Origin of the sequence: Cytobacillus sp., assembly GCF_032154635.1 — a bacterium.
Classification (GTDB): domain Bacteria; phylum Bacillota; class Bacilli; order Bacillales; family Cytobacillaceae; genus Cytobacillus.
Genome location: NZ_JALDXW010000008.1, coordinates 44066 through 67166, shown reverse-complemented (window position 1 = coordinate 67166; position 23101 = coordinate 44066). Strand labels below are relative to the sequence as shown.

The window sequence follows — 23101 nt, the reverse complement described above, 5'->3', positions numbered from 1 at the left end:
ATTCACTTCATATTTCTATTTTTCTCGGCCATCAAACGAGTATATTCCAAAAGTAAGTCTCTCTTTTTCGAAACAGACACTCCAGCACCCAAATAACCTATAGCAGCCGAAATCAGTGCGACAATATGATTAAACATTAATTTCTCGGAATAAGGAGCAACCGTGTCGTACATTTCATTAAGAAAATTCATCCATTTTCAGCTAGCAAATGCTGTGGATAGGATAGCTGGCAATTTTTTGCTATCATAGAAAGTGTGGAACTATTCTAATTAGTGAGGAAATGAACGTGAGAAAACGCTACGAAAACTTGGACCGAGTGGAGAATAATCATTCATTTAAGGCATTATCCCAATGGCGAAAAGAACGCCGCTCTAAAGTTAAGAATTTAACGATTCAGATTCCACAGGCAGAAAACAAAGAAATTGAGGCGCTACAACTCAATCGTGACAAGGCAAGTATAACTTGGATAGGTCATTCTACTTTTCTCATCCAGTTAGATGGGAAAAATATATTAACTGATCCTGTCTGGGCAAAAAGGCAGGGCACTGATAAGCGCCTGACAAATCCCGGAATTGCAATGGAAGAACTGCCGGAAATTGATATTGTTTTCATCTCACATGGACATTATGATCATTTGGATTTTCGCTCGATTCGGCGCTTAAAAGGAAATCCTGCCTTTTATGTCCCACATGGGTTAAAAAGGCTTTTTGCTAAAAGGGGCTATAACAATACGATTGAGGCTAACTGGTGGGATTCATTTGCCAATCATAATCTTAAAATAACCTTTGTTCCTGCTCAACACTGGACACGGCGCAGCTTGTTTGATACAAACTCTTCTCATTGGGGAGGGTGGATAATTGAAGAAGAATCATCTGGACAATCAATCTATTTTGTGGGTGATACAGGTTATTTTTGTGGTTTTAAGGAAATTTCTGGAAGGTTTCATTCTATTAATTATGTGCTGATGCCAATTGGAGCATACGAACCAGAGTGGTTCATGAAGAACTCTCATATTAATCCAGAAGATGCAGTTAAAGCATTTAGGGAATTAAATGCCTCCACATTTATTCCCATGCATTATGGAGCCTTTCGTTTAGCTGATGATACGGGACCAGAGGCGCTAGAACGATTATATAAAGAGTGGGAACGGTTAAAAATGAGCAAGGAACAGCTTCGTGTGCTTGATATTGGCGGTACGTTATGGATGGATGCTGAATAGGGGCAAATAAAAATTAAACATAGAAAATAAAGATAAAAACGGGCTATAACATTCATAACTGGGAGATAAAATGATGGACGCTACCTTTCATTTAAACAATGCTGTTTTTAACGTTAGAGCTGCAGGAGTCATGATAGAGACTGGACATGTGCTAATACATAAGCAAGTAAGTGATAATCATTGGGCTTTACCAGGCGGCAGAGTAGAAATTTTGGAAAATTCTCAGTCATGTATTATAAGAGAGATGAAAGAGGAACTTGGTTTTGATGTGAAGATAAATAGGCTCCTTTGGGTGACAGAGAATTTTTTTGAATACAATAGCAAGCATTTTCATGAACTTGGTTTTTATTATAGTATTTCATCGGCTACTGCCTCATCTCATTTTACAACTGAAACTTTTCATGGTGAAGAAGGGAACAGGCTGATTTATAGATGGGTTCCAATAACTGAGCTTAAGCAACTCCCGTTATTTCCTGAATTTTTAAGGACATCTCTTAAACAGCTTCCTTTAACACCAAAACATCTTATTTTTAGGCAGGACTCCTTATAACTCTTTGTGGGGGATCTAATCATAACTTGTTAAAATTGAATTATATTGAAACATAAAGGAATGATTTTTATGATTATTTGGATTAATGGCACTTTTGGTTCAGGAAAAACAACAACTGCTTATGAATTGCATGGGAGAGTTGAGAATTCATTTGTGTATGATCCAGAGAGATTTGGGTATGTATTTATGAGGAATGTACCGAAAAATATAGCAAAAGATGATTTTCAGGACTATCCTTTATGGCGTGAGGCAAATTATACTTTACTCAAGCAATTGTCTGATGAATTTAATGGAATTATTATCGTACCAATGACACTAACAAATGAAACGTATTTCCAGGAAATTGTGGGAAAGCTCAAAAAGAATAATGTAGAAGTGAAACATTTTACACTTGCAGCTTCAAAATCTACAATACAAAAACGACTGAAAAAAAGGCTAGAAGGTAAAAATTCATGGGCTTATCAACAAATGGAAAAGCGGATGAGTAGTTTATCAGCGGATCTGTTCAAAAAACACATCCATACCGATACAATGTCAATTGGAGAAGTTGTAGAAACGATTGCTAAAAGCTGCGGTATCGCATTGCAGCCAGACAATCGGACGAAATTTAGAAAAATGGTTGATAGACTAAGTGTGAAGGCAAATGAACTGAGTATATTTAAATAAACAGATGAATGATCCATGTTGGTTCACTGTTGTCTTTATCCGATAACATTGTCGAATTGAACAGTGTAAAAATGTCTTCAATTCAAATAATCAATGAGTCATTATTTTTTAACTCGTGAATAGTCAAAGATTTTATGGTCGCAAATTATAAATTCAAAAAAGTCCGCTTCTTAATGAAGCGGATAAGAAAAAAGAGACTATAGATCGAGTGAAATTCGTGAAATAAAACGACATATAGTATATGAAGTGTAATATATATACTATATGTCGTTAAATGTGATTCTAGCATACAAACTATTAATTAGCAACGACTTTATGTTAATTTCATAATTTTTACATAATTCTTGCACTTTGTTAGATTAATCCTCTAGCATCCCCACTACTTCTTATCTTATTCCATTCATAGCATCAAAAAAACTGTGAAAAAAATCACCCCAATTTGCCATAAGGAATTGAAAACGCTGTAAATATTATGTAGAGTTAATAGAGTAGATTTGTAGCGAAATTTTAATAGTTTTGTAAAATAACATAGAAATATGACAACTTTTTTTACAAATGTAACGTCTAATTTATAACTACACAAAAAACAAAAATTAAATAAGTCATCTAAAATGAGAAGGAGTGATAATCAACAAGGAATTTTAAAAAACAACCTGGTTGACAGTAAAGATGTCTTTATTGTGTATGATTGCTTCTAAGATTAACAAGAAATGGAAAGGTGAATTTTCGTGAGAAGAACAAGGGCAGGAAGAAGTAGAAAATTAATTAAGACTAAGGAAAAAGTAATCATTTCGGCTTTAGTATGTATAGCTTTAGTAGCAATGATTTTTCAACCAGGAAGCAACAATGAAGCATTGGCTGTATCCAGTTTCAAACAGCCAATTAATATGATGTACTCTTTAATGTCTAAGAGGAATTTTAACCAAGTTGATGAAATGAACGGCTCCATGTATCATTATTACCGCTTGCTTCAATTGAAGCAAAAAGAGACAGTAAGTGAACAAGACAAAGGAACTCAGGAAGATAATGTTCCGAACAAAAATGACAAAGAAGAAGTTGTTACCAATGAAAAAGAAGAGAATAATAATCAGGTAGAGTCAGAGAATGCTAGCAATGAAGGGAAGACAAAGGAGCATGCTAATCAGGATGTAAACCTTCATAAAGTTTATCTCACCTTTGATGATGGACCGTCAGCCTATACGACTAGTATTTTAGAAACCCTCCATTCATTTGGCATGAAGGCCACATTTTTTATGCTTGAACCAAATATGAAGAAATATCCAGATGAATTAAATCAAATCATTAATGAAGGGCATGTCCCAGCTCTTCATGGAGTATCCCATGACGTTTCAAAAATATACCGTTCGGAACAAACGGTAGTTGATGAAATGAATCAAGGACAGGAAACTTTGTTAAACCTTACTGGAGAGTTAACGCATTTAATTCGTACACCATACGGATCTGCTCCATATATGAAGCCATCTTATAAAGAAGCTGTTCAAGCTGCGGGATTTCAATTATGGGATTGGACAATAGACAGCCACGATTGGAAGTATAAAAATGGTGAGTTTGTCGGAGATGTCATTCAACAGATGGAGAATTATCGATATAAGAGCAGCCCGATTGTTATTCTGCTCCATGATCGCAAATCAACAGCCGAGCATTTGCCAGATCTATTAAAGTATTTACAGTCTCATGGCTATGAAATGGACGTACTAAATGAAAAGCTATCAGCCTATAATTTTTAAATAAGAGTTTCCGGCATCTATTGTGATGCCGGTTTTTTGTACTGCTGCAGTGCGTTTTAGATTCATGTCATAAAAAATAAAAAAAACGATAAGCTGTTATGAGTAGATTTAAAAAGGGGGAGTGAAAGTTGGCTGATAGCTATAAACAAGCTGCTAAATTTGAACATAGGTTTTGGCTTCAAGTCCTTGGTGATCATGCCCGATTTTTGCATGATTCTTTAGCACCTCATGAAACAGCGCTTATTGATACAGCAAATTATTTTATCCAAACATTCGATCAGCTACTAGGCAGGGTTGAAGTAGATGATTTAATTGAGCTTAGTGTTAAGGCAGAAGAGGAAGCATTAAAACTTAGAGAATATAAATTGAATATTATAGAGAGGCATCTTGTGGGGAAAGTTACTATCCACCTTGGTCCAACCTTTCTTAATCATATGGCAAATGAATTAGAAGAATACGTATTACTATTAAAGTATTTGAAAAAAGGAGAGGTGCCACCAGTCTTTCATGAATTACACCATCACTTAGTCTGGTTATTAGATGCGGCTGGTCATTCGGGAGCGATCTCCGATAATATAGATAGAGTAGAGAAGAAAATAAAAAAGGTTAGTGATGGCTATACAAAAGAGTTTGAGGCTTTTTATCTTAAAGCTATAGAAATGGCAGGATTCCTTCGTACTGGCATAACCTCTTTTCCAGCACTTGACCGCTTTAATAATAAAGTCTCAGCGGAAATTAAATTATTTATGAATTTCCTTAATGAAATTGAAGAGCTGGAGCTAAGCAAAGAAGCATTAGGTACATTTGCTCCATTAATGGCTGATCATATGTATAGAGAAGAATGCTATTATTTAATGAAGTTGGCAGAATCAACACAATTGGAAGCACCAAGCTGTGATCCAGGAAAGCCAAGATTAAAGGAATAAAAAACAAATATAACCGCAATAGTCTTCCTACTGCGGTTATTCTTTATCTGGTTTAATTGCTTTAAATGTAGCAATTGCTGCCACAAGTGCTAGTATGCTCAAAATATAAAATAGCGATTTTTCTGCATGCTTCATCAAGACCGCGATTGCAGGAGGGCCAGCCGCTACCCCCACAAATCTCATTGAGCTATAAATAGAGGTAATCGTCCCTCGTTCCTGTTTATCAATTCCTTCAGTAATTAATGTATCTAGGCATGGAAGGCAAATTCCGATCCCTACTCCTCCGAAAAGAAAAAGGATAATCATGTACCACAAACTATTTGAAAAACTAAGAATGGCTATTGAAATGGCAGTAAGCACGGAGCCGCCAAAAATAAGCCATTTCATAAATATTTTATTTTCCTTGATTAACTTTCCTGTTATAAAAGATGCTGTGCATAAAGCACCAAGCGGGATAGCAAGGAAAAAACCCTTTTTCACATGTTTGATATCGTACGTTTTCTCTAATATATCTGACAAATAAAACAGTACACCAAAAAGAACAAACATCAAGATGGCACCAATAATAAAAATAGCATATAGCCATCTTCCATTATTTTTAAATGTCTCCTTAATGTTAGCAAAAAATTGTTTGAAAGGGACTGGTTCGAATTCCATACTTGCTGTTTTTACTAGGAAGATCATTAGTATAATTGAAATCAAACAAAAAGCTGGGAATGAAAAGAATGGCAAGAACCAAATAAATCCAGCTAACAATGATCCAAGTATTGGACTTAATACCTTTCCAAATGTATTCGCTGTTTCAATAATTCCAAGGGATGTACTCATTTCATCTTCATTTTTAAACATATCCCCAACTAAAGGCATAACAATAGGAGCGGCACCTGCAGCCCCAATTCCTTGTATTGCTCGCCCAACTAATATCAGCCAGTAAGCATCATTCATTTTCCAAGCTGCCCAGCCAGAAATAAGCCCCCCAATTCCTGCTACAAGAAGGCTAGGAACAATCACCTTTTTTCTGCCAATATGGTCAGAAATAATTCCAGCGACAGGGATTAGAAGGATCGCAACGATCGAATAAACAGTTAAAATTAAGCTTGTTTGAAATGATGATATGTGTAATTGCTTCTCCATTGCTGGCAAAACAGGAATAAGCATGGAATTTCCAAGTGTCATTACTAGCGGGATTGATGCAAGTGCCAGGATTGCTCCCTTTTTATTGGGAACATCGCCTCCGTTCTTCCCATTTTTTGAATTCTTTCCATTTCTCTGCAACTTTTCAACATGCTCCATTTGCGATTCCTTCCCTTGAACATAATCAACCTACTATTAATATTGGTTACTTTCATAAAAGTAAAAGACACATTTTTTGGTAAGTGTTAAAATGGAAATTAATGTCTCGCTTTTAACGGAAGAAAAGGATAAAATGTGTGGAAAAAGAGGTGATCTTAATGGAAAGGAAATTATTATCATTAAATGTTGGCAGACCGAATTTACATGTTTGGAGAGGGAAGACAGAAAATTCTGCCATTGAAAAAAAAGGAATAGAAGAAGTACAATTGACGAAAAATGGTTTTAAAGGAGATTATGTAGCCAATCGTGAATTTCATGGCGGACCCGAAAGAGCGGTATGTCTCTATCCGTATGAACATTATCTACAATGGGAAAAGGAATTTAACCTGACATTTCGCAGACCGGCATTTGGTGAGAATATTTGTGTAAAGAATATGCTTGAAGAAGAGATTTATATTGGAGACACATTCTCCGTAGGAGACGCGATTATCCAGGTTTCCCAAGGCCGGATTCCTTGTTCTACAATTTCAAAGCATAATCGGGTAGATTCATTGCTTGGGCGAATGGTTGAAACGGGTTATACTGGTTATTTCTTTCGAGTACTGCAAGAAGGACTCGTAACTCATGGCTCACAGCTTTCGTTAATCGATCGTAAACAGGAGAAATTTTCAGTTTTAAGAGGCAATCAATTAATGTTTCATGATCGAAGAAACTTCGATGCGATTAAAGAATTTTTACAAGTTGAGGAACTCGCTGAAGTATGGAGAGATAAATTTTTAAAGATTTTAAAGGGTTGAAATATTTCTGAAATTACTCTTGACACTTCGTATAAATTTTAATAATATTAATGACAATATATTTAAAGGCATTGACGAAGAGGAGTAACAAATACGGATACTTAAGAGAGCTGATGGCTGGTGTAAATCAGTGTGGATGTATTTGTGAATGGACTTCCGAGCCCCAAACCGAAACCTTGTGAAAGTAAGTAGGCTTTGGCGAATAGTCTCATCGTTATAAGAGGCAGGCATTTAAATATTTTTTAGATGCTTGTTAAGTGAGCTAATTTTTAGCTAATGAAGGTGGCACCACGGGTTTCTCGTCCTTTTATGACGGGGAGCCCTTTTTGTGTTTTTAAAACTTAATAAGTGAAATCGCTGAGTAAGAGTAGTACATTGATTCGAATCGTTACAGAGAGCCGGGAGAGGTGTAAGCCGGTACGAGGAGAGCAACTGGAATGGACTTACGAGAGGCTTCTTGAATGGCAGTAGGGGGGCACGGAATTCCACCGTTAAAGGGATAGGGTATCGATGGAAATGTTTTAGCTAGCATTTTATCCGTACTTGATTGAGGGAGTATAATTTTGCTCCGAATATGAGGTGGCACCGCGAATCAGCAAATCGTCCTCTATACACACAAATAGTTTGTGTGTATAGAGGACTTTTTTTGTTTACTAAGTAAATGGTTGATCAGCGTACGGAGCAGGACTTTGTGGCGTAAGGAACAAGATAGGCATGTCGTCCGACATTTGCCTACTAGTCATCATGCTGATTCTTTTGAACGTAATTTTGAAAATGTTAGGAGGAAATTTCATGGAAATGACAAAGCCAATAGTAGTAAAAGAATTAGAAGGGGATTTGTTAACGCCAATTTTAATTTATCAGCGAATCAGCGGCAAGAAAAAATTTTTATTGGAAAGCTCTTTAAAGCATGAAGATTCCGGGAGATACTCCTTCATCGGTGCTGATCCAGTTATGGAGTTAAAGGGTGTCGGTAATCGAACAATAGTTATCACTGCTAAAGGAGAGGAAACGATAAAAGATAAACCACTAGAAGTTTTGAAAGCTGTGTTGCCGGAGAAAAAGACCGTGCAGCATGATAGATTTCCATTTTTTGGCGGTGCGGTTGGGTATGTTGGGTATGATGCGATTGCACAATATGAGCAAATTGGACGATCCCCGATTGATGAATTGAGTATTCCAGATGTTCATCTTATGTTTTTTGAAGAAGTGGTGGTATTTGATCATTTTGAACAGAAGGTATTTTTAGTAGCCACACCTCTTTCAAATGAGACAGATAGATCAAAGCTCGAACTTCAGCTTGCCAAGAGAAGAAATGAAATAATCTGTGGAACGGCACGTGAGGATACAGAGCAAGCGGAATTATCTGTTTTTATACCCTCTATGAAAAAAGAAGAATTTGTTGAGAAGGTAAAAAAAGCGAAGGAGTACATTGAAAGAGGTGATATTTTTCAAGTAGTTCTTTCCCAGCGGCTTCAAGCAGCAATAAAAGGTGACCCTTTCTCCTTCTATCGGAAGCTGCGGGTGCAAAATCCATCTCCATATATGTATTATCTCGACTATGGCTCCTATCAAATTGCCGGTTCGTCGCCAGAAAGTTTAATAAAAGTGAATGAGAGCAAAGTGTCTGCTAATCCAATTGCAGGGACGAAACCAAGGGGGAAAACGGATAGTGAGGATCTAAATTTTGAAATAGATTTACTTAGGGATGAGAAGGAACTTGCTGAGCATCGCATGCTCGTGGATCTTGGGAGAAATGATCTTGGACGTGTTTGTGAATTTGGTTCGATAGAGATAGAGACATACATGAAGGTTGAACGATTCAAGCATGTCATGCACCTTGCATCTGAAATAAGCGGGAAAATAAAAAAATCCTTCTCAGCAATAGATGCATTGACTTCCTGTCTGCCAGCCGGAACTGTTTCTGGAGCACCGAAAATCAGAGCCATGGAAATTATCAATGAACTGGAAGAAGTGAAAAGAGGACTTTATGCGGGAGCGATTGGTTATTTTTCTGCGAACGGGAGTTTAGATTTTGCTTTAGCCATTAGAACAATGGTCATTAAAGATGACAATGCCTATATACAAGCGGGAGCGGGAATTGTCTATGATTCTATCCCGGAGAAGGAATATGAGGAGACAATTTATAAATTAAGGGCTTTTTTGGAGGATCAATATGATACTACTAATTGATAATTACGACTCGTTTACTTATAACCTGTATCAGTATTTAGGTGAATTAGGAGAAGATGTGCTAGTTGTTCGAAATGACAAAATTACAATAGACGACATTATTGAATTCAATCCCGAAGCTATTGTCCTTTCTCCAGGGCCTGGAAGACCCGAAAATGCAGGGATCTGTCTGGATATAATTAAAGTATTTTCCCAAAGAATACCTATTCTAGGGATTTGCCTTGGGCATCAAGCGATCGGGCATGTATTTGGAGCAAGCATTGATCGGGCGAAGGAAATTAAGCATGGAAAAATATCAAAACTCAAACATACTGGCTCATCTTTATTTCAATACATGCCACAGCCGATTGATGTGATGCGCTACCACTCATTAGTGATCGTTTCAGATACACTGCCTGGAAGCTTTAAAGTGCTTGCAAGATCAATGGAAGACAATGAAATTATGGCGATAAGGCATGAGAAATATCCCGTTTTTGGCCTGCAATTTCATCCGGAATCAATTGGCACGGTACTAGGCAAAAAAATAATTGGAAATTTCTTAAAACATATTGGGAGGGAGAAGAAGGATGAAGGAAATTCTACAGCAACTATCTGAAGGGAAATCCTTATCCTCAGAAGAAATAAAAATTGCTTCAGAGAGCCTCTTTTCAAATGAAATAACCGACAGTGAAATTGCTGCTTTTTTAATCGGACTGAAAATGAAAGGAGAAACGGCAGCAGAGATTGCTGGGGTTGCAGCAGCTTTAAGAAAGAGAGCACTAAAGTTTAACAAGAGAATACCGAGTATTATGGATAATTGTGGAACGGGAGGAGATGGAGTGAAGAGCTTTAATATTAGTACGACCTCCGCCTTTGTCATTGCTGGTGCAGGAATACCAGTGGCTAAACATGGAAACAGAAGCATTTCCAGTAAAACAGGTAGTGCAGATGTACTGGAGCATATAGGCATCGACTTAAATTTTTCGCCAGAGACGACTGAGGAAATTTTAGAAAAGGTAGGGATTGCCTTTTTATTTGCGCCACATGTCCATCCTGAATTAAAGCGAATCATGAAAGTGCGAAAAGATTTGCGAATTCCAACCATTTTTAATTTAATTGGCCCATTGACAAACCCAGTTGAATTAGAAACACAACTGCTTGGTATTTATCGGCGTGATATGGTTGTGCTTTTCGCAGAAGTATTAAAAATGCTTGGCAGACAACGGGCGGTTGTCATAAATGGAGCGGGCTATATGGATGAGGCTTCTCTACAGGGAGAGAATTATTTAGCTATCCTAGAAAATGGATGCATCAAGGAAAAAGTCTTAGTCCCAGAAGAATTTGGGCTATCCTGTTACTCAAATGATTCGATCAGAGGAGGGGATCCAAGTGAAAATGCGGATATTCTTCTTAGAGTGCTAAAAAGTGAAAGAGGACCGTATAGGGAAACCGTTCTTCTCAATGCAGGGCTTGGTATCTTCGCAGCTGCTAAGGCGGATACAATTCAAAAGGGAATTGAACTAGCAAGAGAAAGTATTGATTCAGGATCTGCTCTAAATAAATTGCAGCAGCTGATTACCGCAAGCAGATCTTATCAAAAGAAGGTGATATAAATGACATCGATTCTTGATGCGATTTTGGCAGAAAAAAGAAAGCAGATTGTGAAATTAAAAGAGAATATGACAGGTGTTCAAATACCAGTTCAGCATAAAAAAAGATCATTTATAAAAAGGCTTCAAAAAGAAGAGCATCTGTCAATCATCGCTGAATTTAAACGGGCATCCCCATCAAAAGGGGATATGAATGTAAATATGAATGTACAAAATCAAGCTCTTAATTATGTTCATTTCGGTGCAGCTGCCATTTCTATATTAACTGACACTCCTTTCTTTAAGGGAAGCTTTTCAGATTTGGCTGCAGGTAGAGAAGCAGTGGATGTTCCGATTCTTTGCAAGGATTTTATTATCGATGAAGTACAAATTAGCAAGGCGAAAATGGTTGGAGCGGATTTAATTCTATTAATAGTGGCAGCATTAGAACAATCGAGATTGCTTGAGCTCTCGCATTTTGCTATGGAGCAGGGACTTGAAGTATTAATGGAAGTTCATAATGAAGCGGAGATGGAAATAGCCCTAAAGTCTCGTGCAAAGTTAATAGGTGTAAATAACAGAGATCTAAAATCCTTTAAAGTCGATTTGTCCATTACTGAAACGCTAGGTCCCATCATTAGAAAAGAGGGTGCTTTTCTAATTAGTGAGAGCGGGATCAAATCTTTTGAAGATGTGCAGCGGGTGACGGCTGCAGGGGCAAATGGCATTCTTGTTGGCGGAGCATTTATGGAGGCGGATAACCTTGAAGAGTTATTTAAAGAGATGAAACACGTTCATATTGGAGGGGATTAAATGAAGGTAAAGATATGCGGGATTACAGATCTTGATTCAGCATTAGCCGCATTTGAATATGGTGCGGATGCTCTTGGTTTTGTGTTTGCTGAAAGTAAAAGAAAAATTACTATTGAACGCGCGAAGGACATTATCCGTTATCTGCCCGAAGGTTTTTTGAAAATAGGTGTTTTTGTGAATGAACAAAAGGAAACGATTGAGAGTATTATTGAGGAAACTGGACTCAATGCTATTCAACTCCATGGGGACGAGTCACCTGCCGATTGTGCTAGCTTTTCTATTCCAGTCATAAAAGCATTAAGCATCGTTTCAGCTCAAGATTTATTAAAAGCTGATGAATATGAATGTGAGTATCTATTGCTAGATAGTCCGAAAGGTAAATACCGAGGCGGGAATGGCGCCGCTTTCGATTGGCGTGTAGCAGCTGAGCAAAAGGTGAGAGGAAAAAAAGTCATTTTGGCAGGAGGACTAACAGCTGAAAATGTAGCAGAAGCCATTGGGATCATTCACCCTTATATGGTTGATGTAAGCAGTGGAGTTGAACTAGACGGGAAAAAGAATAGGGAGAAAATCAAACGATTTATAGATGAAGTAAAGGGGAGGAAGAGAAATGAAGATTTACACCTTGCCAGATGAACGCGGACACTATGGAATGTATGGAGGGAAATTTGTACCTGAGACGTTAATGCAAGCGATAGTCGAATTGGAGAAAGCTTATAAGAAAGCGAGAGAAGATGAGCCATTTAAGGTTGAATTAAGGAGGATTTTGAAAGAGTACGTGGGGCGTGAAACACCGTTATATTTTGCGGAACGACTATCGATAATGGCTAATGGGGCGAAAATATACTTAAAGCGTGAAGATTTAAATCATACTGGCGCACATAAAATCAATAATTCCTTGGGTCAGGCTCTTTTAGCTTCCAGGATGGGGAAGAAAAAAGTTGTTGCAGAAACAGGTGCAGGCCAGCACGGAGTTGCTACAGCAACCGCATGCGCATTATTGAATCTAGATTGCATTATTTTTATGGGGGCAGAGGATATTAAAAGGCAGCAATTAAATGTATTTCGAATGGAGCTTCTAGGTGCAAAGGTGATCAGTGTTGATTCAGGAAGTGCCACCTTAAAGGATGCTGTTAATGAAGCGCTTCGCTACTGGGTTGCGAATGTAGAGGACACTCATTATATTCTAGGATCCGTAATGGGGCCTCATCCATACCCAATGATTGTCCGTGATTTTCAAAGTGTAATTGGGATGGAAACGAGACAGCAGTATATGGAAAAGGAAGGAAGGCTACCTAATGCAGTAGTTGCTTGTATTGGGGGCGGAAGCAATGCTATGGGGATGTTTTATCCATTTATAAACGATGATAGTGTTCGAATGTACGGTGTGGAAGCAGCAGGATTCGGGTTAGAAACGAACAAACATGCCGCATCATTGACGAAAGGGAGTCCAGGTATCCTCCATGGAGCGTTCATGTATTTGCTGCAAGATACGAATGGCCAAGTTCTAGAAGCTCACTCTATTTCAGCGGGGCTTGATTATCCTGGGGTCGGTCCTGAACATAGTTATTTAAAGGATATTGGCCGTGTCCAATATGAATCGATTACAGATGAAGAAGCAATAGAGGCTTTCAAGCTTCTTAGCCAATTAGAAGGAATCATTCCTGCGTTGGAAAGCGCCCACGCTGTTGCCTATGCACTTAAGCTTGCAAAAAAAATGAATGAGGATGAAGGAATAGTTGTTTGCTTATCTGGCAGAGGTGATAAAGATATGGATACTGTTAGAGCTAAAACGGGAGGAAGCGTAAAATGAATCGAATTGAAAAGGTAATGAGAGGGGTAAAAGAAAATAATGAGAAAGCGTTTATCCCGTATATCATGGCAGGAGATGGAGGGTTACATGCATTGCCGCAACAAATAACCTTCTTAGAAAAAGCAGGAGTAACGGCTATTGAAATTGGCATCCCATTTTCTGATCCGGTTGCTGATGGACCGGTAATCCAAGCGGCAGGGATAAGGTCATTAGAGGAAGGGACTACACTGAAGTCGGTTATTCAAACCATTGCAACTGTTCGTCCGATTGTTCATATTCCCCTAATTATTATGACCTATATGAACCCAATCATTGCTTATGGAATTGAAAATTTTATTGAAGACAGTTATAACGCAGGGATTGATGGACTTATTTTACCTGATTTACCTGTTGAGGAAGAAGAGCTGATTGCACCATTAACAGAAAAATATGGCATTGAAATCATAAGACTTGTAACATTAACGAGTCCACTTGATCGTATTAGAGAGATCTCATCAAAGGGAAAGGGATTTGTTTATGCAGTAACGGTCAATGGAACTACAGGGGTAAGACAGGAGTTTGATAACCAAGTAGGGGAGTATTTGAAAAGGATAAAAAGCGTCAGTACTCTGCCAGTATTTGCAGGGTTTGGCATCTCAACCCCATTGCATGTTGAGGAAATGACTCAACATTGTGATGGCGTCATAGTTGGCAGTCAGATTGTTGAGTTTTTTAGTAAAAATGAGTTGTCATCGATCGAAGGGCTTATAAGAGCAGCGAAATAGTAAGGGCAATAAAACAATGAATAATACTAGAAATAAAGGGAAAATCCCCATTGTAATAAACGGGGATTTTTTACGTTATTTCTTATTCACTTGTTTTCCGCTTTTTTTCTGACTTTGCGAAGAATTATTTCCAATTTGAAACTCTGAACCAAGTTCGAGATCGTTGTGCTTATCTTGTTTTTCGATTTGTTCCCTAGTCTGATCAGGATTAGAATGTCCTTGCTTATTCATCGTAAAACCTCCTGCAAAATGATTACATTATTAATATGCACAATATTAGTTGAGTTAGTCAGTGGAAATTGGCATCCTAGGTGGAGCCCCTTAAATAAATAGATTTATTCTTGTTTGATCGATTTAGGGTAAATGACCTTTTTGAACTTTTTAGCAATCTGCTTGAACAGTTTGGTTAAAGAAAGTTCTAAGTTTGATGGCCCAAAGACCCTTCTGTTTACAAAAAAATAAATCAGCTCCTCAACCATCGCAATAAGAAAAATTGGAATAACAAACAATAGGATCCAAAAAGTCATGAATTTCTCCTTCCTTCATTCGCTTTCTTCATGTATATTCTAAAGAATCTTTGATTTTACATTTTAATACCCAACTCTATTTAATTTTTGTATAATATTGGATATGAATAGTGGGACAGAATTTGTTATGATTTTGTCATAGAAGATTCATCCCTACTTCTCAAGTCCTAGAGAATAATAGTTCTCTAGCTTCTTATGGCGATTGTTAGATTTTGATTTAATGAAAGCATATAGAACGAGTGATAAGTGATTGCAGGAGGATGATTTATGGGAGAAAGGAAGGTATATCTTCTGCTGACCGATACAGGGACATTATTTACTAGAATGATAAGGTTATATACAAAGGAGAGTCATAATCATGCATCTATTGGCTTTGATTGTGATTTAACGGAAGTATATAGCTTTGGCAGAAAGAGGCCGAAAAACCCATTTATTGGTGGGTTTGTAAAGGAAGATATGCGCTCGGAATTATTCCGAAATGCTACATGTGCAGTGTATGTTTATTCGGTAACAGACATACAGTATGAAAATATGCTTCGCTTAATTAAGGAAATTGAAGAAAATAAGCAAAAATACCGCTATAATTTATTAGGTTTATTGGCAGTCGCTCTAAATAAACGAATTAAACGTAAGCATGCTTATTTTTGTTCTCATTTTGTCGCAACGATTTTAAAAGAAGGCAAGCTTTTAGAAACAAACAAACACCTTTGTATGATTACCCCTCAGGATTTAAAACATGCATCTTCAAAAAAACTAGTTTATCAAGGGGATCTACAATCATATTTTTCCTATAAAGAAAATCAATTAAAAGTAAACTGATTTTGCCATTATAATCTTCTTTATATAATAAAAAGAACCATCACTTATGTCATTATAAGGTGAATGGTTCTTTTGTTTTTTCTGATAGAGCAAATCTTTTTTCGTTTTCGTTTTTCTTGTCCGCATATCAGCAAATACAAAGGGACTGCGATTCTCTTCTGGATTTCTTCTTCCTTCACGTATTAACTTCTCACGAACTTTCTTCGCTTTTGATTTTGTCATTAAAAACACTCCTTTATTACGTCTGACTCCATAATCTACCTAAGATGGAGGGATCACATTTGTTATTAATAATACAAAGAAAATGAGTCCGATTGCAAGAAACGTAATTGAAGCAAAGACAACATAGTTAGGTCGTAAATTAAATTCCTCTCTGTTTATCATAATTCCAGTCATCGCACTAGTCTGACTGTCAATATGCCTTGTCATTGCCCCACCGCTGCTTGAAAACCAGATAGTAATGGTAGAAAATGCAATCCCCGTGAAAAACATGATTTCAATGAAACGCACAGAAAAAAATTTAGCAAGCAGAATGGTAAGCCCAATCTCTACAATCAATGTTATGACAAATTTCAACAGTTTTTTCTTCATATCCATTCCCTCCAATAATTAAGGATACGAATGAATAATCAAAAGGTTTCGAATGTTCATTTAAAAATTGGTTTTTACAAATTTTTAATATCAGGGGATTTTTCCCCTAAGATAGGGAAGTTCCCTGATACATTAAAATCCTGCAAGCTTCTACAATAAAGGTAAGTTAAACGTTTTGAGGGGGAATAAGAAATGCAGGCAAAAGCTGCTGTTAACGAAAAGCCAGTTCATTCAATTGATAACGCATTTGCTTCAAAATTTGCAAAATCTATGTTTCTAGCAATCTGTGGCCTTTTCGTCTTAACATTCATTGGCACAAGGATGTTCACGCATATCGATTTAAATTTATATGGCTATATGGTTGGAACCATTGTCTTTCTTGGCGGGTTCTTTTACCGATTTATTGCTTGGGGAGAAAGACCGCCGACAAAAATAATTATTAAAAAAGGCATCAAGCTGCTATTTAGAAAAACAACACCAAAAACATCTGTAGAGCATTTAGCTACATACCGTTTTATCTGGAATAGGGGAATTTACCGATGGACGCAGCACCTATTGATTGGATGGGGATGCATCCTCGCTTGCTGTGTAACGTTCCCGCTCGTATTTGGCTGGATGTACTTCACGATGGATGATAATGGAATGTACAATATTATTCTTTTCGGAATGCAAATCTTAACAGTTCCGGCTGATGGTATTATCGCCAACCTTTCCTATAATGCCCTGAATATTACTGCCGTCATGGTAATTGCAGGTGTGTGCATGGTACTTTACCGCCGTTTCAAGAATATGCAGGCAAGAGCAGAACAGAAATTCATGTACGATTTCTTGCCATTAGTTATGTTGATATTGGTAAGTGTGACAGGATTGCTATTAACCTTTTTAAATATGTTTATGGATGGCCATGGCCAGCCAGCCATGTCTTTAATCCATCAATGGACAGTTATTATTACTTTAATCTATCTTCCATTCGGAAAACTGGCACATATCCCGTTCCGTCCGTTAAGTGTATTTGCGAAAAATTACCGTGAGTACTACGGGGAGAAATCCATGAAAAAATGCAAAGTATGTGAAACAGAATTTGTTTCTACTGAACAATCAAAAGATGTCGTCGAAGTGCTCGGCGTAAACGATATTCATTTTAAAACAGAGGAAGGCTACCATCTCGCTGAATTATGTCTTCCTTGTCGCAGAAAATACCGGATTGCACAATTTTCCGGCTTCCCTACCCACGAGGTAAAAGTGAAGGAGGCAAACCAGAATGCAAAGGGATAAATTTTTTAAGGAAATAGAGAATATCAGACATCCAAATGAAACGCTTGTAAAAACGCATTGCAGTTATTGCGGAATGCAGTGCGGTATGAATTTACGAGTGAATACGTTAACAAATAAAATCATTGGGGTTGAGCCACGATATGATTGGCCGGTTACAGTTGGAAAGATGTGTCCGAAAGGGGTTACTGCTTACCAGCAAACCAATCATGAGGATCGAATCCTAAAACCGCTCATTCGTGATGATGCCTCCTTAAAGGGAACGAAAGATGGTTTCCGTGAAGCAAGCTGGGAAGAAGCTTACGATTTAATTGCTAAGAAGTATACTGAACTGCAAAAGCAATATGGGAAAGACACACTATCTGTATTCAGCGGTGTGTCAATGACAAATGAAAAGTGCTACTTAACAGGGAAGTTTGCACGTGTAGCTCTCGGAACGCGTTATATCGATTATAATGGCCGTTTCTGTATGTCAAGTGCTGCCGGTGGATTCCTAAGATCTTTTGGGGTTGATAGAGGTTCAACATTGCCTTGGACTGATATTCATGAAACAGATTGCTTGTTTATTGCAGGGAGCAACACAGCAGAATGCCATCCAACATCCATGTTCCGTGTCTGGAATGTACAGGAAAGAGGCGGCTATATAATTGTTGTAGATCCGCGTGAAACACCGATTGCAAGAAGGGCGGATCTTCACCTTGACTTAAAACCGGGTACAGATCTTGCACTTGCAAACGGAATCGTCAACCAGTTGATTCTTAATGGCTATGCAGATGAAGAATTCATCAATAATCATACGAATGGATTTGAAGAAACAAAAGCGCTAGTTAAAGAGTTTACACCAGAATATACAAGTGAATTAACTGGAGTTGCGCCGGAAAAAATCATTCGTGCAGCTGAAATTTACGGAAAATCCCCAAATGCAGTTGTTATGTTTGCTCGCGGAATTGAGCAGCAGCATAAAGGAGTGGATAATGTTTCAGGCTATACAAATATGGCGCTTGTTACAGGTAAAATCGGACGTCCTAAATCAGGTGTTGCCACATTCACTGGTCAAGGAAATGGCCAAGGCGGTCGTGAGCACGGTCAGAAATCAGATCTATTGCCAGGCTACCGAAAAATAACAAACCCTGAACATGTAAAGGAAGTATGCCAAGTCTGGGGGATCACACCAGATGAAATGCCAGAGGCAGGTGTTTCTGCTTATGAAATGTTCGAATTAATGGAAGAAAAAACAATTAGAGGTCTATACCTATTATGCTCAAATCCAGCTGTATCTGCTCCCAACTTAAACTTTGTCAGAAAAGCATTAAAAGGCCTAGATTTTATGGTTTGTGCTGATTTCTATCTTTCTGAGTCAGCAGAATTTGCAGATGTTGTTCTCCCTACGGTGACATGGTCAGAGGATGAAGGAACAGTTACCAATATTGAAGGACGTATTATCAAAATTAATAAAGCACAAGAACCACTAGGTGAATCAAAGCCTGATTGGCAAATTCAAGTTGAGCTTGCTGAGAAATTAGGAAAAGGGAAATATTTCTCACATCTTAAAACAGCAAGAGATGTAGCAGATGAATTCCGTTTGGCAAGTAAAGGCGGTTATGCAGATTACTATGGAGCGACATGGGATAAAATTGATAAACAAGATGGTGTATTCTGGCCTTGCAAAGATGAAAATGATCCGGGAACACCACATATGTTCCTAGATAAGAAATTTTATCATCCAGATGGAAAGGCAAAAATTTGTGCACTTCCATACCGACCGCCTGCAGAGGAGCCGGATGAAAAGTATCCTCTCCGCTTAACGACTGGACGTGTTGTTTACCACTATCTTTCTGGAAACCAAACAAGAAGAATTCAGTTCCTGCGTGATATGTGCCCAGAACCATATGTGGAAGTGCATCCGGAAACAGCAGCTAAATATAAAATAGCCCACGAAGAACGAGTCCGTCTTTTTACACGTAGAGGCGAGGCCATCTACAAAGTGAAAATGACGGAAGCGATTCGTAAAGATACGGTCTTTGTTCCCTATCACTTTGGACACGAACAATCTATTAATCTATTAACAATTGCAGCATTGGATCCAATTTCAAGAATGCCAGAATTTAAAGCATGTGCAGCAGAATTAGAGAAAATTGAAAATGCTCAAATGAAGAAGGTGCAATAAATGACGAAAAAAAGGCTGTATTTAGAACTAGAAAACTGTATCGGCTGCCGCTCATGCCTTGCAGCATGTACACAATGCGGGGGCCATGAAGAGAGAAACAGAAACTATGTTTATGATGTAAACCCTCTAGTTAACAGACAGACGATGCCTTTAATGTGCCTTCACTGTGTCAATCCGGCATGTGCAAGAAGCTGTCCGGCACAAGCGATTCAAATTCATGAAACTGGAGCTGTTTTATCAGCTTTAGTAGAAAAATGCATCGGATGTCAGAACTGTACGATTGCTTGTCCATATGGCATACCGAAATTTGATACAGAACAAAACCTAATGTATAAATGTGATTTATGTATTGACCGGACAAAGGATGGCATTCCGCCAATGTGTGCAAGTGTTTGTCCATCTAATACACTTCAATGGCTAACAGATGAAGAGATTGAAAAGAAAAAGCAACAATTCCACTTAGATAATGGCAAATGGGTAACGAGCCTGCCTTATCTAGAAGGTGAAACAAACGTGAAAGTAAATCTCCCTGGAATTTTACAGGGTGTTACTAAGCTATTTTAGGAGGGATTCGGAATGCCATCAGATAAAAATAATAAAATTCCCTTTAATGAAGATAATTACACACACAATATTGAACGGAATAACGAAAGAAAACTAGATAGACGCGGATTTATGAAAACATTAGCTGGTGCTGCAGGTGTATTCGCAGTTTCTTCCCTTCCATGGGGAGCTGTAGCAGCAAAAGAATTAATGGGTCTTGGTGAGAAAGAATATCCACGTAAAAAAATTACAGATGTAAGCAAATTGGCGGTAGGAGATTCGTTAGAATTTAAATTCCCTGGTGAGCATGATGATGCGATTATTATCAGACTAAATGAAAATAAGTATGTTGCCTATCAAAATGCATGTACTCATCTTCGCTGCCCAGTCTTTTGGGTAAAGGAAGAAAACCAAATGGTTTGTCCTTGCCATCACGGATTTTTTGATGTAGAAACAGGTGCACCAACAGCAGGGCCGCCAAGACGTCCGCTTCCTGAAATTCAGGTTAAAGTAGAAAATGGTGCAATTTATGCAGTAAGGGTGAAGCGTTATGAAGCGTAGTTACGTAGGAGTTGCTGTCCTTGCAGTCATTTTGTTCCTAAACATTATTTTTACACAATATATGGTCCATCAATTCTTTTATGAAAATTATGTCAACACTTTGATATTTTGCGGGTTAAATATCGTGTTGTTTCCGATCGCATTATTTGCTTATAAAAAGATGAAAAATGTAAAGGCGTGAATCAAATGAACAGTGAAACATACCTTGACTTTTGCTTTATTAGAAAATCTATAGGGAATTTTTCAGAAGAAGTAGATCAAATGTTATCAAAGCTATTTGAAGGTGTCCGCTTAAATTGGTATTTAGATGAGAAAATTGAGGAAGACATGGAAATTGTCGTAGCTGAAGTAAAAGGCATGAGCAAATGGCAATCAGAAGAAGAAACGATTGCCTTTATCGAGGAACATGCAGAAGAGAAATTCTGGGATACACTTCAAGGCTATAAAATGTTTATCTATCCGGCAAAGAGAGGGTGCGGTAGCTGTGGGACCCACTGAAATAGAAAAAATCGAGTCATTCATTTTCCACCGGGCTGAAGTAGCTATCTTAGACCAGCCTGGGGAAGATCAAGCACCTTTTGTGAAAAAAACGATAACAAAAACAGGGCTATGCCCTGATAAGACACATCTGCGCATTTATTTTGATGATAAATATTTCTTTGCTGTGCCATTAAAGGCAGATGTAAGAATGAGTGAAAATGTATGGTCTGCATATGACCATGAAACAGGATTAAATTATGTTATTAGAAGTGAGCGTGGTCAAAATGCATAGAAAAATACAGCTCCCCTTACAAACATTAAATCTTGTTGTTGGTTTTATGATTTGGGTGTTGATATCTTCTTTACTGCCGTTTATTAAAGAAGATATCGCAATACCTGATCATCAATTGGCACTTGTAACAGCCATTCCAGTTATTCTTGGATCAATTTTACGTGTTCCTCTCGGATATTATGCCAATCAATTTGGAGCAAGGAAAATTTTCCTTATCAGCTTTGTTCTGCTATTATTTCCAGTTTATTATATTAGTGTTGCAAATTCTTTAGCAGATTTATTGGTTGGCGGATTATTTCTTGGAATAGGTGGAGCTGTATTCTCTGTTGGGGTCACATCTCTTCCTAAGTACTATCCAAAGGAAAAACATGGTTTTGTCAATGGCATATACGGTGCTGGGAACCTAGGTACAGCGATCTCTGCATTTGCAGCCCCAGTTGTAGCAACAAAATTTGGCTGGTCAACAACTATACAATTCTATTTAATTATTCTAGGGGTTTTCATTCTAGCTAACTTTCTTTTAGGGGATAAGCAAGAAGCAAAAGTAAAAACACCGCTTTTAGAACAAATTAAAGGTGTATATAAAAATGAAAAACTTTGGCTTTTAAGCTTGTTTTACTTTATTACATTTGGCTCTTTTGTCGCTTTCACAATCTATCTGCCAAACTTTCTTGTTGCGAACTTTGGTCTTGATAAGGTGGATGCAGGATTTCGAACAGCAGGATTTATTGTTATTGCTACACTCATGAGACCAATTGGCGGCTGGCTGGCAGACCGTTTTCATTCACTGATTCTACTGATGTTTGTTTTCGGGGTTTACACGGTTTCGGCTATGATCTTATCATTTGCACCATCAATCGGCTGGTATACGTTTGGGTGCTTAACAATCGCACTATGTGCTGGAATCGGAAACGGTGTGATCTTTAAGCTGGTACCGATGTACTTTAGTAAACAAGCTGGGATTGTGAACGGGATCGTTTCAGCAATGGGTGGCTTGGGAGGATTTTTCCCACCGATTATTCTAACGTTGTTGTTTAATCTAACTGGTCATTATGCAATTGGATTTATGGCTCTTTCCGAAGTGGCGCTTGCAAGCTTAATATTAGTTGTTTGGATGTATTTCCAAGGAAAAATGAGTCTTGCTAATGAAGTTTTAAATCATACAGTAGAAGGCATTATGATTACAGATACAAATGGAAAGATCATTTCTGTCAATCCAGCATTTACAAAGATTACAGGTTTTGATGCCGCTGAGGCAATCGGCAAGAATCCGAATATTCTTAAATCAAATAAACAACCAAAGACTTTTTATGATGATCTGTGGCGTTCAATTGAAAATAACGGATTTTGGCAAGGAGAAATATGGAATAGCCGCAAAGATGGGGAAGAATATCTCCAGTGGCTGACGATCAGTGCGGTAAAGAACGATGCAGGCGAAGTTGTTCAATATGCTGGCATGTTCAGTGATATTTCAAATCTAAAGAAGAGAAAAGCGTAAG

Annotated in this window: 28 protein-coding genes and 2 other annotated features; of the genes, 22 read left to right on the top strand and 6 right to left on the bottom strand. The window is 37.9% G+C overall.

Annotated elements, in window-relative coordinates:
- Positions 1-2 precede the first annotated feature (2 nt).
- Positions 3-191, bottom strand: coding sequence for a YvdQ family spore coat protein (locus RUH74_RS07920; protein ID WP_313799743.1), 189 nt, complete (start codon positions 189-191; stop codon positions 3-5).
- Positions 192-286: 95 nt separating this feature from the next.
- Here RUH74_RS07920 and RUH74_RS07915 point away from each other — a divergent pair, with 95 nt between their 5' ends.
- The 5 genes from RUH74_RS07915 (at position 287) to RUH74_RS07895 (ending at position 5109) form a co-directional block, all read left to right on the top strand.
- Positions 287-1219, top strand: a complete 933-nt coding sequence (locus RUH74_RS07915; RefSeq protein WP_313799742.1) for an MBL fold metallo-hydrolase — start codon at positions 287-289, stop codon at positions 1217-1219.
- A gap of 73 nt (positions 1220-1292) precedes the next feature.
- Complete coding sequence (locus RUH74_RS07910; protein WP_313799741.1) at positions 1293-1769, top strand: NUDIX hydrolase; 477 nt, start codon at positions 1293-1295, stop codon at positions 1767-1769.
- A 69-nt stretch (positions 1770-1838) separates the two neighbouring features.
- A complete protein-coding gene (locus RUH74_RS07905) occupies positions 1839-2435 on the top strand; it encodes an AAA family ATPase (RefSeq protein WP_313799740.1) in 597 nt (198 codons plus the stop codon).
- A 728-nt stretch (positions 2436-3163) separates the two neighbouring features.
- Entirely contained in the window at positions 3164-4183 is a 1020-nt protein-coding gene (locus RUH74_RS07900) for a polysaccharide deacetylase family protein (protein WP_313799739.1), read from the top strand.
- A 128-nt stretch (positions 4184-4311) separates the two neighbouring features.
- On the top strand, positions 4312-5109 hold the full coding sequence (locus RUH74_RS07895; RefSeq protein ID WP_313799738.1) for a DUF2935 domain-containing protein: 798 nt from the start codon (positions 4312-4314) through the stop codon (positions 5107-5109).
- A 36-nt stretch (positions 5110-5145) separates the two neighbouring features.
- On the opposite strand, the gene bcbE is transcribed toward RUH74_RS07895, so the two are convergent.
- On the bottom strand, positions 5146-6402 hold the full coding sequence (bcbE, locus tag RUH74_RS07890) for a bacillibactin exporter BcbE (RefSeq protein ID WP_313799737.1): 1257 nt from the start codon (positions 6400-6402) through the stop codon (positions 5146-5148).
- A gap of 158 nt (positions 6403-6560) precedes the next feature.
- Here bcbE and RUH74_RS07885 point away from each other — a divergent pair, with 158 nt between their 5' ends.
- The 8 genes from RUH74_RS07885 to trpA all read left to right on the top strand — a co-directional run bounded on the left by RUH74_RS07885 (position 6561) and on the right by trpA (position 14350).
- On the top strand, positions 6561-7199 hold the full coding sequence (locus tag RUH74_RS07885; RefSeq protein ID WP_313799736.1) for an MOSC domain-containing protein: 639 nt from the start codon (positions 6561-6563) through the stop codon (positions 7197-7199).
- Between the two features lie 62 nt (positions 7200-7261).
- Positions 7262-7509 (top strand) — a binding site (T-box leader).
- A gap of 38 nt (positions 7510-7547) precedes the next feature.
- Positions 7548-7810: a binding site (T-box leader), on the top strand.
- A gap of 181 nt (positions 7811-7991) precedes the next feature.
- Positions 7992-9392, top strand: a complete 1401-nt coding sequence (gene trpE, locus RUH74_RS07880; protein WP_313799735.1) for an anthranilate synthase component I — start codon at positions 7992-7994, stop codon at positions 9390-9392.
- Positions 9376-9987: an anthranilate synthase component II gene (locus RUH74_RS07875; RefSeq protein WP_313799734.1), complete on the top strand. Its 612-nt coding sequence runs from the start codon at positions 9376-9378 to the stop codon at positions 9985-9987. Before trpE ends, RUH74_RS07875 begins: the two co-directional genes overlap by 17 nt.
- Positions 9959-10984, top strand: coding sequence for an anthranilate phosphoribosyltransferase (gene trpD / locus RUH74_RS07870; RefSeq protein ID WP_313799733.1), 1026 nt, complete (start codon positions 9959-9961; stop codon positions 10982-10984). Before RUH74_RS07875 ends, trpD begins: the two co-directional genes overlap by 29 nt.
- On the top strand, positions 10985-11773 hold the full coding sequence (gene trpC, locus RUH74_RS07865) for an indole-3-glycerol phosphate synthase TrpC (protein ID WP_313799732.1): 789 nt from the start codon (positions 10985-10987) through the stop codon (positions 11771-11773).
- A complete protein-coding gene (locus RUH74_RS07860; RefSeq protein WP_313799731.1) occupies positions 11774-12409 on the top strand; it encodes a phosphoribosylanthranilate isomerase in 636 nt (211 codons plus the stop codon).
- Positions 12384-13586: a tryptophan synthase subunit beta gene (trpB, locus tag RUH74_RS07855; RefSeq protein ID WP_313799730.1), complete on the top strand. Its 1203-nt coding sequence runs from the start codon at positions 12384-12386 to the stop codon at positions 13584-13586. Before RUH74_RS07860 ends, trpB begins: the two co-directional genes overlap by 26 nt.
- On the top strand, positions 13583-14350 hold the full coding sequence (gene trpA / locus RUH74_RS07850) for a tryptophan synthase subunit alpha (protein ID WP_313799729.1): 768 nt from the start codon (positions 13583-13585) through the stop codon (positions 14348-14350). The genes trpB and trpA overlap by 4 nt, the downstream gene beginning before the upstream one ends.
- A gap of 75 nt (positions 14351-14425) precedes the next feature.
- Here the strand turns inward: trpA and RUH74_RS07845 are convergent, their stop codons facing one another.
- Complete coding sequence (locus tag RUH74_RS07845; protein WP_313799728.1) at positions 14426-14581, bottom strand: hypothetical protein; 156 nt, start codon at positions 14579-14581, stop codon at positions 14426-14428.
- A gap of 104 nt (positions 14582-14685) precedes the next feature.
- Positions 14686-14877, bottom strand: coding sequence for a hypothetical protein (locus RUH74_RS07840; protein ID WP_313799727.1), 192 nt, complete (start codon positions 14875-14877; stop codon positions 14686-14688).
- 267 nt (positions 14878-15144) lie between these two features.
- Between RUH74_RS07840 and RUH74_RS07835 the strand changes: the two genes are divergently transcribed.
- Positions 15145-15696 (top strand): hypothetical protein, encoded by a 552-nt coding sequence (locus tag RUH74_RS07835; RefSeq protein ID WP_313799726.1) that lies wholly within the window; start codon positions 15145-15147, stop codon positions 15694-15696.
- Here RUH74_RS07835 and RUH74_RS07830 read toward each other — a convergent pair.
- Both RUH74_RS07830 and RUH74_RS07825 read right to left on the bottom strand, forming a co-directional pair.
- Complete coding sequence (locus tag RUH74_RS07830; RefSeq protein ID WP_313799725.1) at positions 15682-15918, bottom strand: hypothetical protein; 237 nt, start codon at positions 15916-15918, stop codon at positions 15682-15684. The two genes, RUH74_RS07835 and RUH74_RS07830, sit on opposite strands and share 15 nt — an antisense overlap.
- A gap of 39 nt (positions 15919-15957) precedes the next feature.
- Positions 15958-16287 (bottom strand): hypothetical protein, encoded by a 330-nt coding sequence (locus RUH74_RS07825; RefSeq protein WP_313799724.1) that lies wholly within the window; start codon positions 16285-16287, stop codon positions 15958-15960.
- A 192-nt stretch (positions 16288-16479) separates the two neighbouring features.
- On the opposite strand from RUH74_RS07825, the gene RUH74_RS07820 reads away from it, so the two are divergent.
- Genes RUH74_RS07820 through RUH74_RS07785 form a run of 8 tightly spaced genes read left to right on the top strand, consistent with a single transcriptional unit; the run spans position 16480 to position 23100 of the window.
- The gene (locus RUH74_RS07820; protein ID WP_313799723.1) at positions 16480-17562 is read left to right on the top strand and encodes a hypothetical protein; all 1083 of its coding nucleotides are present in this window, start codon (positions 16480-16482) and stop codon (positions 17560-17562) included.
- On the top strand, positions 17549-19726 hold the full coding sequence (locus RUH74_RS07815) for a molybdopterin oxidoreductase family protein (protein ID WP_313799722.1): 2178 nt from the start codon (positions 17549-17551) through the stop codon (positions 19724-19726). Before RUH74_RS07820 ends, RUH74_RS07815 begins: the two co-directional genes overlap by 14 nt.
- Positions 19727-20290 (top strand): 4Fe-4S dicluster domain-containing protein, encoded by a 564-nt coding sequence (locus RUH74_RS07810; protein ID WP_313799721.1) that lies wholly within the window; start codon positions 19727-19729, stop codon positions 20288-20290.
- A 12-nt stretch (positions 20291-20302) separates the two neighbouring features.
- Positions 20303-20830 (top strand): Rieske (2Fe-2S) protein, encoded by a 528-nt coding sequence (locus RUH74_RS07805; RefSeq protein WP_313799720.1) that lies wholly within the window; start codon positions 20303-20305, stop codon positions 20828-20830.
- The gene (locus tag RUH74_RS07800) at positions 20820-21011 is read left to right on the top strand and encodes a hypothetical protein (protein ID WP_066394857.1); all 192 of its coding nucleotides are present in this window, start codon (positions 20820-20822) and stop codon (positions 21009-21011) included. Before RUH74_RS07805 ends, RUH74_RS07800 begins: the two co-directional genes overlap by 11 nt.
- A 5-nt stretch (positions 21012-21016) precedes the next feature.
- The gene (locus RUH74_RS07795; protein WP_313799719.1) at positions 21017-21328 is read left to right on the top strand and encodes a hypothetical protein; all 312 of its coding nucleotides are present in this window, start codon (positions 21017-21019) and stop codon (positions 21326-21328) included.
- Positions 21315-21602 (top strand): hypothetical protein, encoded by a 288-nt coding sequence (locus RUH74_RS07790; RefSeq protein ID WP_313799718.1) that lies wholly within the window; start codon positions 21315-21317, stop codon positions 21600-21602. The genes RUH74_RS07795 and RUH74_RS07790 overlap by 14 nt, the downstream gene beginning before the upstream one ends.
- Entirely contained in the window at positions 21595-23100 is a 1506-nt protein-coding gene (locus tag RUH74_RS07785; RefSeq protein WP_313799717.1) for a nitrate/nitrite transporter, read from the top strand. Before RUH74_RS07790 ends, RUH74_RS07785 begins: the two co-directional genes overlap by 8 nt.
- The last annotated feature ends 1 nt before the right edge of the window (position 23101 follow it).